Raw genomic sequence first — 14,199 nt, forward strand, 5'->3', positions numbered from 1 at the left:
AGAGATATAAGCTTTCAACCGGCAGGTGATTACCGTCGGTTGAATTTTTATGCAAATGCATTAATTGTTATTCAAATTGATATTTTGCTTTAAAATTTTAAAATTTAGTGAAATCACCGCAAAGAAAGCGCTTACAAAAAGATGGGTGACAAATTTCAATTTGCCGAAGTTTCAGAAAAATGATATATTCTTGTATATTAGAAAAATGTGCAAGGACTGACCGCTCGAAAAGCGGCCGTTCAAAAGAGAGGTGGAGAGGGAGATGACTGATACAAATTATCAAAACAAGCAAGGTCTGTATGATGCTCAGTTTGAAAAAGACAATTGCGGAATTGGCTTTCTCGCTGACATTCAAGGCAGACCCTCCCATACAATTGTAGAAGAGGCGTTACAGATTTTATGCAATTTAGAACACCGCGGCGGTCAAGGTGACGAGCCGAATACAGGAGATGGCGCAGGGATTTTAATGCAGATCCCGCACAATTTTTTTGCAGCTAAAGTCGAAGAGAGCGGCTTTTCGCTTCCTGAAGCCGGCCGTTACGGCGTTGGCATGCTCTTTTTATCACAGGATGATGATGTTCGAGAAACTTCGGAGCGTCTTGCTGAAAAAATCATCGCAGAAGAAGAACAAACATTGCTCGGCTGGCGTGAGGTGCCGGTAGATGACACGATGCTTGGCAGCGCAGCACTTACAACAATGCCGCGCATCAGGCAGGTTTTTATTGAAACCGATGCCTCGCTTAGTCGTGAAGAGGCTGAGCGTAAACTTTACGTGATTCGTAAGCGTGTTGAGCATGAAGCTACAAGTATTGTGCCTACCAATGATCGTTTTTATTTTGCGAGTTTATCAACAAGAACAATTGTTTATAAAGGGATGTTAACGACAGAGCAGGTGCGCTCGTTCTATACAGATCTACAAGATGAGAAGTTTGAGACAGCGGTTGCACTCGTTCATTCGCGTTTCAGCACGAACACATTCCCAAGCTGGGAGCGTGCTCATCCAAACAGATATATGATTCATAATGGTGAAATTAATACGTTAAAAGGGAATGTGAACTGGATGCATGCCCGGGAGGCATTATTTGAGTCGACTGCATTTGGCCGGGACTTAAATAAAATTCACCCGGTGATTGACGGCAGCGGCAGTGACTCTTCCATGTTTGATAATACCTTTGAATTTTTAACGCTTGCAGGGCGCTCAATGCCGCACACAGCTATGATGATGGTACCGGAGCCTTGGCAGAACAACCCAAATATGTCTGAGGAAAAGAAGGCGTTTTATCAGTACCATAGTACTTTAATGGAGCCATGGGACGGACCAACTGCAATTGCTTTCACAGACGGTCGTCAAATTGGGGCATGTCTTGACCGTAATGGCTTACGCCCGGCTCGTTATTACGTCACAAAAGACGATAAAATTGTCATGTCTTCAGAAGTAGGGGTCGTTGATATTGAGCCGGAGAACGTGCTTTATAAAGACCGCCTGCACCCAGGTCATATGCTTTTGATCGATTTAGAAGAAGGCAGAATTGTTCCGGATGATGAATTGAAATCTTCCATTGCAAGAAAAGAACCGTATGCCGATTGGGTTGAAGAGCATTTGTGCGAGCTTGATGACGTTATGGAAACACCGGATGTATATAACACCAACTTTGAAAAGCTGACAAAAAGACAGCTCGCATTCGGTTATACGTTTGAAGAATTGAACAAACAACTTAAACCAATGATTGCCGAAGGGCAGGATCCGGTTGGTTCTATGGGTTATGATTCCCCACTTGCAGTTTTATCAAAAAAGCCACAGTTGTTGTACAGCTATTTCAAACAACTGTTTGCTCAAGTTACAAACCCAGCAATTGACGCGATTCGCGAAGAAGTTGTAACAGCTGTAGGTACGACGATCGGGCGCGAAGGGAACCTGCTTCATCCGACACCTAAAAGTGCACGCCATATTTATTTAAAAACGCCGATCATCAATAATGAAGAACTTGCAAAGTTACGTGCGAATAAACAAAAAGGTTTTAAAGCTGAAACACTGCCAATGTTATTCAACCGTGAACAAGGAAGTGCAGGGCTTGAATCAGCTTTGGAGTCATTATTCCAAAAAGCAGACGAAGCGGTATCTCGCGGCGCTACCTTATTAATCTTAAGTGATCGGGATATAGACGAAGCAAACGCACCTATCCCAGCCCTTTTAGCAGCTGGTGGGCTGCATCATCATTTAATTCGAGCCGGCTGCCGGACGAAAGTAAGCATCATCGTTGAATCCGGAGAGCCGCGGGAAGTGCATCACCTTGCCTGTTTAATCGGATTTGGAGCGGAAGCGGTCAACCCATATCTTGTGTTTGATTCAGCTGAAGCGATGATTCAAGACGGGACCATGCAGGACTTTTCGTACGTTGAAGCTGTGAGCGCTTATATTTCTTCGGCGACAAAAGGGATCATGAAAGTGCTATCTAAAATCGGGATTTCTACGATACAAAGCTACCGCGGAGCCCAAATTTTTGAGGCAGTAGGAATTTCTCAAGACGTTGTTGATCGGTACTTTACATGGACACCATCGCGCATCGGAGGGGTCACTTTGAATGAAGTGGCTGATGAAGTGTTGCTTCGTCATGAGCGTGCGTTCAACGATCAAGAAGGTAAAGATGAAACACTTGATCCTGGTGATGATCTGCAGTGGCGCCGTAATGGTGAACCTCACCAATACAATCCGCACACGATTCATATGCTGCAGCATGCGACACGGCAAAATGATTATGAACTTTACAAAAAATATGCAGCAGCCATTAACGAGCAGCACGAAGATCAAACAACGCTGCGCGGCTTGCTTGAAATGAATAGCAGCCGGCCATCTGTCCCACTTGAAGATGTCGAGCCTGCTGAAGATATTTTTCATCGTTTTCGAACCGGCGCTATGTCGTTTGGGGCGATCTCCGAAGAAGCTCACGAAGCCTTAGCCATCGCAATGAACCGCATTGGCGGCCGGTCAAATTCGGGAGAAGGTGGAGAGGACCCGGAGCGGTTTACACCGGATGAAAACGGCGACCTTCGCCGCAGTTCGATTAAACAGGTTGCTTCCGGACGGTTCGGCGTTTCAAGTCATTATTTAGTTAATGCTGATGAGATTCAAATTAAAGTTGCCCAAGGGGCTAAACCTGGTGAGGGTGGTCAGCTGCCAGGCAATAAAGTTTATCCGTGGATTGCAGAAGTACGCGGCACTACAGCAGGTGTCGGTTTAATTTCACCGCCGCCGCACCACGATATTTACTCAATTGAAGACTTGGCGCAATTAATTCATGATCTAAAAAATGCCAATCCAAATGCACGGATCAGTGTAAAACTTGTAAGCGGCACAGGTGTCGGCACAATTGCAGCCGGGGTGGCTAAAGGCCGGGCTGATCATCTTGTCATCAGCGGTTATGATGGGGGCACGGGTGCAGCCAACCGAACAAGTATTAAGCATGCTGGACTGCCATGGGAACTCGGTCTTGCCGAGACGCATCAAACGCTGGTTTTAAACAACTTGCGCGATCGGATTCGTGTTGAAACAGATGGCAAATTAATGACCGGGCGCGACGTGGCAGTTGCGACGCTGCTTGGTGCTGAGGAGTACGCGTTTTCAACAGCGCCACTTGTTGTTCTCGGCTGTGTTATTATGCGCGTCTGTCACTTGGATACATGTCCGGTAGGTGTTGCAACACAAAATCCAGAGCTTCGTAAAAAGTTTATGGGCAGTCCGGAATATGTCGTAAACTTCATGCATTTTATTGCTGAAGAACTTCGTGAAATTATTGCTGAACTTGGCTTTACAAAGCTTGATGATATGGTCGGACGTACAGATTTATTAGAGCAGAAAACAGAAGTGAATAACTGGAAAGCAAATACTGTCGACTTAACTGCGCTATTATATCGTCCAAAAGCTAAAGAGCAGGAAAAACATTTCGGCAGTAAATTGCAGGACCATGGTATTGCTGAAGCAAAAGATACGGTAGAGTTAATTCCAAAAGCCCAGCCAGCCCTCGAAAATAAAACACCGGTTGAAGGTGATTTTCGTATCGCAAATACCGACCGGGTGACAGGTACGATTTTAGGGAGTGAATTAACCGCCCGTCACGGAGCTGATGGCCTTCCGGAGAATACAATTCATTATCGGTTCCGCGGTTCAGCAGGTCAAAGCTTTGGTGCTTTTGTACCTCGCGGTATGACACTTGAGCTTGAAGGGGATGCCAACGATTACTTCGGTAAAGGGCTTTCTGGAGGAAAACTGCTTGCTTATCCGCCGGAGGCGTCAACGTTTGCACCGGAGGAAAATGTGTTGATTGGTAATGTCAGCTTCTACGGGGCGACACGTGGTGAAGCGTATGTCCGAGGGGCGGCTGGTGAACGTTTTTGCGTTCGTAACAGTGGTGTGCAAGTTGTTGTTGAAGGTGTGGGCGACCACGGTTGTGAGTATATGACCGGAGGAACAGTCGTGAATCTCGGAGGTATTGGCAAAAACTTTGCAGCTGGTATGTCCGGCGGGGTTGCTTACTTGTTTGATCCCGACCATACTGTCAAAGATTTGTGCAATCCGGAGATGGTGTTTTTTGAAACGATTGATACGAGTGAAGATTACAGCTACGTTAAGTCAATGCTTGAAAATCACGTCAATTATACGAACAGTTCGCTTGCCCGTTCCATTTTAGAACGATTCGAAACAGCGGCATCGTCATTTGTTAAAGTTATTCCAAAAGATTATAAGCGAATGCTCGAAGCGATTGAACGTGTCAAAGCAGAAGGTGTAACAGAACAAGAAGCCATTATGGCTGCATTTGATGAAAATAAAAATGACAAAGCTCGGGTGGGCGGTAAATAAACCGCCCCGTCCCCTTCGTCACAGAGATAGGTTTGGAGGGAGTAGAGATGGGTAAGACAACAGGATTTATGGAATATGAACGACAGGACCCACCAAAGAAAAACCCGCTGGCACGTGTGAAAAACTGGCAGGAGTTTCAAATTGTTGTTCCCGAAGGAGAGCTTCAAGAACAAGGTGCCCGGTGTATGGATTGCGCGGTTCCATTTTGTCAAACCGGTACGACAATTCCAGGTTCGGATGAGATTGGTTGTCCGGTATACAACTTAATCCCGGAATGGAATGAGCTTATTTATCATAACCGGTGGCACGAAGCGCTGGTGCGCCTTCATAAAACGAACAATTTCCCTGAATTTACTGGCCGTGTGTGCCCGGCGCCATGTGAAGGGTCATGTACTGTTGCATTAAACGATGATCCGGTAACAATTAAATCAATTGAATACCACATTGTTGAGAAAGGATTTCGTGAGGGCTGGATCCAACCTGAGCCGCCGGCAAAACGGACAGGGAAGCATGTTGCTGTTGTAGGTAGTGGTCCGGCTGGCCTTGCAGCAGCCGCGCAGTTAAATAAAGCAGGGCATTGGGTAACCGTGTTTGAAAAAGATGACCGGATCGGTGGGTTGTTAACTTACGGCATTCCAGATGTGAAGCTTGCCAACCATATTGTTAATCGACGCATTGAGCTGTTAGAGGCAGAAGGTATTACTTTTCAGCCGAACACAGATATTGGTGGTAATTATCCTGCTGAAGAATTATACGAAGACTTTGATTCCGTCATTTTGTGTACAGGTGCGCAAGTCCACCGCAATGTTCCAGCTGAAGAGAATCAGTTGTCAGGCATTCATTACGCAATGGATTTTCTCCGTGCAAACACAAAGTCTCTTTTGGACTCCGGCCATGCCGACGGAGAATACATCAGTGCTGAAGGTAAAAACGTCATTGTGATTGGCGGTGGTGATACCGGCGTGGATTGTATCACCACTTCCGTACGACACGGGGCAGCTTCGATTACACAGTTTGATATTCATCCGGAGCTCGAACATGAGCGACAGGAGAACAACCCGTGGCCGTTATATCCAGTTGTATATCGTCAAGAAGACGGACATAAAGAAGCAGAAGCTGTGTACGGGAAAGACCCGCGTGCTTATAAAGTGCAGACGAAGCGGTTCATTTCAGATGACCAAGGACGTGTGAAAGGTCTTGTGACTGTTGATGTGGATACCGTTTATGAAGATGGTGTGAAAAAGCGTTATGAAATTCCGGGTACAGAAAAAACTTGGGAAGCAGACTTGGTGTTTGTAGCCATTGGTTTCACTGGTCCAGAAAAAGAGCTGCTTAATGCTTTAAACATTCAAACGACTGAGCGTAATACGGTTGAAGCTGAATATGGTAAGTACGAAACAAACATTGAAGGTGTATTTGCAGCCGGCGACAACCGCCGTGGTCAAAGCCTCGTCGTTTGGGCGATTCATGAAGGTCGTGAGGCTGCACGTGAATGCGATCGTTATTTGGAAGGTTCGACAAACCTGCCATAACAAAGGCACATTTCAGAAAACTTATTTTATACCTGCGATAAATGGTTCAGTTTCTTAAGTTTGTCGTTTGAATGTGTTTTGTATGCATATCACGTTTTTACTTTATCGATCGATAATTCGGGCTGCTTCCTTATTGGGAGCAGCTTTTCTCTGTTTTAATTGGTTTGCTTTAACATGCAAATGAACGATTTCATGTAGTCTAAGAAGTTCAAAAGCAGCACAAGCTGTCGAGGACAATCTTACAGAGGTGCTTTGTAAAAAATCTTCGACCTGCTTGTGAAATCTTTGTGTTTCTGCATACTGGAAAGCTAATAACTGTCTGCCGAGTTGGTGTTGATATGTTTGTAATAAAGGCGGCAGGGATTTAGCTTTGTAACAGTGTTGCAGCTGTTCAATGTGACAAAGCATACGCTCAAGCCTTTCGAGACGTTGCTGCATACGAAGATAATTACGTTTTTTCGCAAAAGAAGGGCGGTGGAACAACCATTCTTTCTTTTCAGCATCGAGGTCTTTACGGATAGCAGCTACTTCTTGTCGGGATTGAATCACCTGCGCCGGATCAGATTCTGTTATGAATAACAAACGTCCGATCAATTGTTCTACATTAGACGCGCGCTTTTTGGATAGGTCTATAAAAGCAGCTGAAGGAAATGAAGCGTTAATGATGGTTGAGACCGTTAAGCCAAGCGTTGTTGCTGCAATTTTAACTGAAAAATCATAAACCCAGGCACCGCTTAAATTAGGAATCATTGCAACAGCGGTAATTGTAGCTATTAAAGCACCTTCTTCAAGCCGCCACCAGCGGCAAATATAAATGGTACCGACTGCAGCTGCTGCATACGTGAGTGGGTGGGTACCAAACGTTAAAAACAACAAAATGGCAACAGCTCCGCCGATCAACGAAGCCGGTAGACGTACAATCCCCTTTTTAATCGAATCGTAAGTTGTTGGTTCAATGGTTATAATAGCTGCAATGATTGCAAAAACAGGGTTCATATTTAATAAGTAACATAAGCCACCAGTTAGAAAAACAGCAGCTCCTGTTTTGCCGATCCGTCCGCCAAACTTAGGCAGCTTCACGATACGAGTTATCCGGTTGCGCTCCTGCATGCCGAAGCCTCCCTCAGCTTTCGGTTTCTTAGTAATGTAAGCTAAAAAAAGAAAAAATATGCATAAAAATTTCACGCACCGTATTAACAAATTTTTTACAAAGAAGAGTCAAACCTTCGTGATAAAGGGGAATTATGCTAAAATACGAGAGAGAGAATTAAGTGTTGCGGGATGGAAGGAAGATAAACATGAAGCAGGTTTTGGGAGTCACTACAGCTTTGATCATGTTTGCTGTCGTTTGGGGGATGGTGTTTGCTGTGGTTTTTTCACCCCAACAGCAAAATTTGATAGGGAGTAAAACTGTCGGACAAACAGAAACGGAAGTGCCTGAAAAAGTTGTGCCGGATGAAGATTTATTTGAAACATTAGAAGATGAAGTGACTGAAGAAGAAAATGGAGAAGACATGGATGAGTTTGAAGAAACAGATCTTACCAGTGGGTTTGCAAATGCCGAAGAAACATCTGTTCTTAATGAGCAGTTTGAAGCGATTGAAGCTTCTCCAGGTGTTCTTAGTATTGGTGCAGACGGTGTTTCCGCTGCAGAAGTTTTAAACCGCTTAACAGAGCAGGGGTTGCTTGTTGAACAAGAAAATTAAACATCGGAGCTGTAGATCATGCAAAACAATAATATCAACGCGAAGCAACGCATGAAAATATGGGGCAGTCGGTTATTGATCGGCTATGGAGGGGTTCTCGCTACACTGTTGCTCATGTTTATTTTAACAGCAATGGTAAGCTTTACCGGAGAAGCTGCTCAAACGATCTTGGATAGTGATGCACCAAGTGGTGTAGCCGATCAGTTTGGGGAATACGCGGAGATGTTTTGGACTTGGTTTTTACGCTTATTTCCGGTACCTGCAGGTTTTTAGTTTTTTGAAGGAGGTTCAGTAAATTGGAGATCTATCAAGCGAAATATAAAACAGGTGTTTATCACGGTTATGTCATAAAAGAAAAAGGAGAACAAACGCTTTTTGAAGTTCAGCAAGTTATTAAACACCCAAAACAAGGAGATCTGCATCAACCTTATGAAGCGGAAGTTGCGCATTTTCATCAGCGTAAAGCGTTAGCAGAAAAAGAAAAAGTATGGGTGCCGACATCAACAGTTAAGCACGTTGAAAGTGACTTTTTATATGACGACTATCAAGCTTCACTTGAACATGCTTTTCAAGCGTTGTATGAAAAAATGAAGCAGCGCAATGATGCTTATAGTGAACAAGCATTACTAAAACTCGATGATTTAAAAAGAGATTATAAATTTGCAAATTAGTTTATAATATATGTTCCAGCAGCAGCTATCAATTTTATAGCTGCTGCTGGTTATTTTTTGTCATAAAAGGGTATCAGTAAGTAGCGGTTGACGTGAAACATTTTTCTACCCGTCTGCTTCCACAGTTGATGAAGCAAGGTTTTAAAAATCCAGATCGTATATAGAAAAAATGAAAGCTGAATTTGTTTTCTTAATGTTTGCAACCTTGTGATGATATTTATTAAGATTGAAGTATAAAATTAAGAAGATGCATATATTTAAAATGTCGGGTTTGAGTAAGCAGACGGGTGTATGTTTGCGTACGGCCCGTATTTTTATTCACTTTTTTGAAGAATTCGATTTGATTACAATGCAGAAGGAGATGATCTTATGACAGAGAAACAACCATTTGATCCAACAAAAGCAACTGAAACTGTTTGGGCTGGTGAAAAGCCTTACCGTGTTCACGGTGCAAGTCAAGTTCCGGTTGTACACAGCGTTGCTTTTACGTACGAAGATCTTGATCACTGGTATGACGTAGCAACAGGTAAAGCAGAAGGTCATATTTACGGTCGGAACACAAACCCAACCGTGGAATCATTTGAAGAAAAAATGCGGATCCTTGAAGGTGCTGAAGCAGCTACAAGCTTCTCAACCGGCATGGCTGCAATTAGTAATTCACTTCACACATTCTTGCGTCCCGGTCAGCGCGTTGTTTCGACAAAAGATACGTATGGGGGCACAAATAAAATCTTCAGTGAGTTTCTCCCGCAGCTTAATATCGATGTGCAACTTTGTGAAACAGGCAATCATGAAGACATGGAAGCTGAAGTTAAAAAAGGCTGTGACATTTTGTACTTAGAAACACCGACAAACCCAACAGTAAAAATCACTGATCTTAATCGTATGGTCAAAGCAGCTAGCGACGTAGGCGCACTTGTATTTGTAGATAATACGTTTGCAACGCCTTTGAATCAAAATCCACTTGATTTTGGCGCTGATCTTGTCATTCATAGCGCAACAAAGTTTCTTGGTGGTCATGCGGATGCACTCGGTGGTGTCGTTTGTGGATCAAAAGAGCTTGTTGAAAAAATCTACCATTATCGTGAAATTAATGGTGCAACGATGGATCCAATGTCGGCATATTTCCTACTGCGCGGTATGAAAACGCTCGATTTACGCAATGAACGCCAATGCGCTTCAGCGAAAGAGCTTGTAGAATTTTTAGTTGATCATCCGGCCGTTGATCAAGTATTTTATCCAAGTTTAGAAGATCATCCAAATCATGAAATTGCTAAAAAACAGATGCGCCGCTACGGCGGTATGTTCAGTTTCTCGCTGAAAAGTGGAATTGAAGGGGTTAAAGCGTTTATGCCCCAGCTTGAGTTTGCCAACAGAGCTGCAAACCTTGGAGCAGTAGAAACAACGGTAGGTCCGGCAAGAACGACGAGCCACGTTGAAAACACGCCGGAAGAACGGGCCGCCTTAGGGATTCCGGAAAGCCTGGTACGTTATTCAGTCGGAATTGAAAATGTAGAAGATTTAAAGCGTGACCTTGAACAGGCGTTAGCTTATATTGATTCGTCAAATTAAAATTTAAGGAGGTTAAGGGATGTCGAGCCTATTCAATGAGCTAGTGGCTGCAGCAGAAAAACTTGAAAATGATTTAATTACTTGGCGCCGTCATCTGCATCAACATCCCGAACTAAGCTTTCAGGAACATGAAACGGCAGCTTTTGTAAAAAAAGAGCTTGAGAAGTTAACCCATGTTCACGTACAGGCCGGCGAAGAAACCGGCTGTACCACAGGGGTGATAGCACTTATTGAAGGTGATGATGAAGGTAAAAGTGTAGCATTGCGGGCGGATATGGACGCGCTCCCTATTTACGAGCAGAATGAAACCGATTATACCTCAAAAAATGAAGGTGTTATGCACGCCTGCGGACATGACGCTCATACAACGATGTTGCTTGGCGCGGCACACCTATTAGATGAAATGAAAAGTGAAGGACACTTAGTCGGTAAAATTTACTTTGTGTTTCAACCTGCAGAGGAAACTACAGATGAGTATGGGAAAACTGGCGGGGCTTACATGATCAATTCAGGGGTGTATCACAACGTTGATGCAGCTTACGCGCTTCATATGGACCCTACGCTTACACGTGGATCGGTGCGTTTGAACGAAGGAGCAAGTATGGCCAATGTCAATATTTTTCGAGGAAAAGTAACAGGCACTGGCGGTCACGGCGCTTATCCGCATGAAGGGACAGATCCAGCTTGGATGACTTCATTTGTTATGCAGGCGCTCTATGGCATTCAAGCGCGCCAGATGCCGCCATTAGAACCTGCAGTGCTAAGCATTGGTGAAATAAAAAGCGAAGGTGCTGAAAATGTTATACCTAGTGAAGTGAAACTAGGCGGAACGTTTCGTACGTATAACGAAAATACACGAGAGGTATATGCTGAAAAGATCGAAGAGGCTTTTAAAACAGCTGAAGCTCTTGGTGGATCGAGTGAAGTAACGATTGAATACGGTGAACCAGCTTTAAATAATGACGCTGTGGCAGTCAGTGTTTTAGAAAACTCAGTAACATCATTGTTTTCAGACTACCAAATTTTAAAGGAACCATATGGGCTTGGTGGCGAAGATTTTGCTTATGTGGCGACACAGCTTCCGGCAGCAATGATGTTTGTCGGTGCAGGTCTTGAGGGAAGAGAGCAGGACGGTTTGCATATGCCGAAATTTGACATTGATGAAACTGTTTTGAAAGATGGGGCTGCAATTCTTGCGGCAGCTGCTGTTATTGAAACAACCCAAAATAGCACGACATAACGGAGGTGGATACGTCTTGGCACACAAACTCGCATTTATTGGTTTTGGTGGTGTAGGTCAAGGTCTTGCAGATATTTTAATTGACCGCGCCGACTGGTTAAAAGAATCATTCGGAACAGATTTTCAAGTTGTAAGTATTACTGACTTATATAAAGGAACGCTTCATCATGATGAAGGTTTAGATTTAACAAAAGTTATGACTGCGCTTCGTGAACATGGTGATCTTACTAATTATCCTGACGAACCCGGGCTCGTGCGCGATTGGGACACGTTAACCACCATTCAAAAATCAAGCGCTGATACAATCCTTGAGATTACATTCACTGATATTGAAACAGGTCAGCCGGCAATTGATCACTGCAAAGCAGCCTTTGAAGCTAAGAAAAACGTTGTGCTCACAAATAAAGGTCCAATCGCTTTAGCTGTCAAAGAATTAGAGGCTTTAGCTCAAGCAAACGGTGTGCAGCTTTCTTACGAAGGAACAGTAATGAGTGGTACACCTGCGCTGCGTTTACCTCAGGAAACGTTAAAAGGCAATCATATCAATTCGATCCGCGGGATATTAAATGGCACTACCAACTATATGCTTAAACGGATGGAAGAAGGTCTTTCTTACGATGAAGCATTACAGGAGGCTCAAGAAAAGGGTTATGCTGAAGCTGATCCTACAAGTGACGTAGAAGGTTATGATGTACTTTATAAAGTTGTTATTCTAGCAAATGTCGTTTTAGGTGAAACATTAACAAAAGATGATGTTTACCGTGAAGGGATCTCACACCTTACACCAAAAGATATGGAGCAAGCTTTAAGTAACAACTGCCGCTGGAAGCTTGTTGGACGTATTGAACAGACATCAAATGGTATAAAAGCGAGCGTTGCTCCTGAACAGCTGCCACTTACAGATCCACTTAGTTCGATTAGCGGAGCCCAAAACGCGATCACTTACGATTGTGATCTATCCGGTCCGATTACACTTGTCGGCGCAGGGGCAGGGATACCGGAAACTGGATTTGCCTTATTAATTGATCTATTGCACACGACAACACAACAGTAATGCTAAGTTTGAACAGGAAAGGTGGTCGTCGCTTTGGTATGGTCATATGCAGAAAAGAAAATGTTGATTGCAGGAGAATGGATTGATGCGGATCAACGTATTGAAGTGATAGATCCTGCGACACAAGAGCCAGTCGGTTCAGTGCCAAAAGGAAGTGCAGATGAAGCCGAAAAAGCGCTTGCCTCTGCCCGGCGCGGGAAAGAGAAAGCAGCAAAGCTTACAGTGCGAGAGCGGATGGATGTCTTACACGCGGCTGCAGATGAATTGAAAAATTCAAGCGAAATGTTTGCAGCGTGTATGAGTGCTGAAGGTGTTAAAACAAAAGCAGAAGCTGAAAGTGAAGTGCGCCGGGCTGAAGAGACACTTCGACTAGCTGCAGAAGAAGCACGACGCTTAAATGGGGAAATGATCTCTTTTGATCAAATGCCTGGCAATGGTGACCGACATGGCTATTACTTCCGTTTTCCGCTTGGGATTGTTGCAGCAATAACACCATTTAATGATCCGTTAAACCTTGTAGCACATAAAATTGCACCAGCCATTGCAGCAGGTAATGCAGTGATCTTAAAGCCTGCAGCTGAAACGCCGTTAAGCGCAATAATGCTTGCGGAAGCTTTTGAAAAAGCCGGCCTTGAAGCTGATATTTTAAACGTAATCACCGGGCGCGGTCGTGAAGTAGGTGATCCGATTATTGAAAGCGAAGATGTCCGTATGATTACCTTTACCGGAGGATTAGGTGCAGGTGAAGCAATCGCAAAAAAAGCAGGGCTTAAAAAGTTGTCGATGGAACTCGGGTCGAACTGCCCGGCGCTTGTATTTTCTGACGCGGATTTAGATGAAGCAGCTCAAGCGATTTGCGATGGAGGTTATGCAGCAGCGGGCCAAAACTGTATCGGAGTGCAGCGGATTTATGTTGATGAATCTGTACGTGATGCGTTTGAGTCCCGTTTTGTCCCACTTGTAAAAGAATTAAAAATTGGCAGTAAACAATCGGAAACAACCGATGTAGGCCCTTTGATTAATGAAGAAGAAGCTAAACGAGTGGAACGCTGGGTAGATGAAGCTGTTAACGCCGGGGCCCAGTTACTAGCTGGCGGCGAACGCAGTGGTGCGTTTTATGAACCGACAATACTTGCAGATGTACCGCCAGAATGCACGATTATAAATGAAGAAGTATTTGGCCCGGTCGTTACTTTAAACACATTTAAAAGTGAAAGTGAAGCAGTTAAGAAAGCCAACGGGGTGAACTACGGATTGCAGGCAGGCGTTTTCACAAACGACCTAAATCGTGCAATGCGAATGGTGCACCAGCTATATGTTGGCGGTGTTATGGTCAATGACAGTAGTGACTTCCGTGTGGATGCCATGCCTTTTGGTGGTGTCAAAGGTTCAGGCATTGGGCGTGAAGGGGTAAAGGCTTCTGTCAATGATATGACAGAGCCGCGCGTTGTCGGTTTTAAGTTAAAGCTTGAGCCTTAAGCATAAGCACCTCACAACAACCTGCATTTTTATTGACGTTAAGCATCACTTCGACCAAACTAAATAGGAGGTGCATCTCTCGTGCAGGCC

At 44.2% G+C, this 14,199-nt stretch carries 10 protein-coding genes; 9 read left to right on the plus strand and 1 reads right to left on the minus strand.

From position 1 onward, the window contains the following. Positions 1–262 precede the first annotated feature (262 nt). Together gltB and B0H94_RS03675 are read left to right on the plus strand one after the other, a co-directional pair. On the plus strand, positions 263–4,855 hold the full coding sequence (gene gltB, locus B0H94_RS03670) for a glutamate synthase large subunit (RefSeq protein ID WP_106587890.1): 4,593 nt from the start codon (positions 263–265) through the stop codon (positions 4,853–4,855). Positions 4,856–4,902: 47 nt separating this feature from the next. Then, positions 4,903–6,387 carry a glutamate synthase subunit beta gene (locus tag B0H94_RS03675; RefSeq protein WP_106587891.1) on the plus strand — a complete coding sequence of 495 codons (1,485 nt, stop codon included), beginning with the start codon at positions 4,903–4,905 and terminating at the stop codon, positions 6,385–6,387. Positions 6,388–6,489: 102 nt separating this feature from the next. Here B0H94_RS03675 and B0H94_RS03680 read toward each other — a convergent pair whose 3' ends face one another. After that, positions 6,490–7,497: an FUSC family protein gene (locus tag B0H94_RS03680; RefSeq protein WP_106587892.1), complete on the minus strand. Its 1,008-nt coding sequence runs from the start codon at positions 7,495–7,497 to the stop codon at positions 6,490–6,492. A 188-nt stretch (positions 7,498–7,685) separates the two neighbouring features. Here B0H94_RS03680 and B0H94_RS03685 point away from each other — a divergent pair, with 188 nt between their 5' ends. From B0H94_RS03685 to B0H94_RS03715, 7 genes are all read left to right on the plus strand, one after another. Continuing rightward, positions 7,686–8,093: a hypothetical protein gene (locus B0H94_RS03685; protein ID WP_106587893.1), complete on the plus strand. Its 408-nt coding sequence runs from the start codon at positions 7,686–7,688 to the stop codon at positions 8,091–8,093. Positions 8,094–8,111: 18 nt separating this feature from the next. Further along, positions 8,112–8,366 carry a hypothetical protein gene (locus B0H94_RS03690; protein ID WP_106587894.1) on the plus strand — a complete coding sequence of 85 codons (255 nt, stop codon included), beginning with the start codon at positions 8,112–8,114 and terminating at the stop codon, positions 8,364–8,366. A gap of 23 nt (positions 8,367–8,389) precedes the next feature. Further along, positions 8,390–8,764, plus strand: a complete 375-nt coding sequence (kapB, locus tag B0H94_RS03695; protein ID WP_106587895.1) for a sporulation phosphorelay system protein KapB — start codon at positions 8,390–8,392, stop codon at positions 8,762–8,764. A gap of 369 nt (positions 8,765–9,133) precedes the next feature. Continuing rightward, a complete protein-coding gene (locus B0H94_RS03700) occupies positions 9,134–10,336 on the plus strand; it encodes a cystathionine gamma-synthase family protein (protein ID WP_106587896.1) in 1,203 nt (400 codons plus the stop codon). A 19-nt stretch (positions 10,337–10,355) separates the two neighbouring features. Continuing rightward, positions 10,356–11,576 carry a M20 metallopeptidase family protein gene (locus B0H94_RS03705; protein ID WP_106587897.1) on the plus strand — a complete coding sequence of 407 codons (1,221 nt, stop codon included), beginning with the start codon at positions 10,356–10,358 and terminating at the stop codon, positions 11,574–11,576. Positions 11,577–11,592: 16 nt separating this feature from the next. Further along, complete coding sequence (locus B0H94_RS03710) at positions 11,593–12,630, plus strand: homoserine dehydrogenase (RefSeq protein ID WP_106587898.1); 1,038 nt, start codon at positions 11,593–11,595, stop codon at positions 12,628–12,630. A gap of 33 nt (positions 12,631–12,663) precedes the next feature. Then, positions 12,664–14,109, plus strand: a complete 1,446-nt coding sequence (locus B0H94_RS03715) for an aldehyde dehydrogenase family protein (RefSeq protein ID WP_245893893.1) — start codon at positions 12,664–12,666, stop codon at positions 14,107–14,109. The last annotated feature ends 90 nt before the right edge of the window (positions 14,110–14,199 follow it).

It is taken from the genome of Salsuginibacillus halophilus (assembly GCF_003014715.1).
In the GTDB taxonomy this organism is placed as follows: domain Bacteria; phylum Bacillota; class Bacilli; order Bacillales; family Marinococcaceae; genus Salsuginibacillus; species Salsuginibacillus halophilus.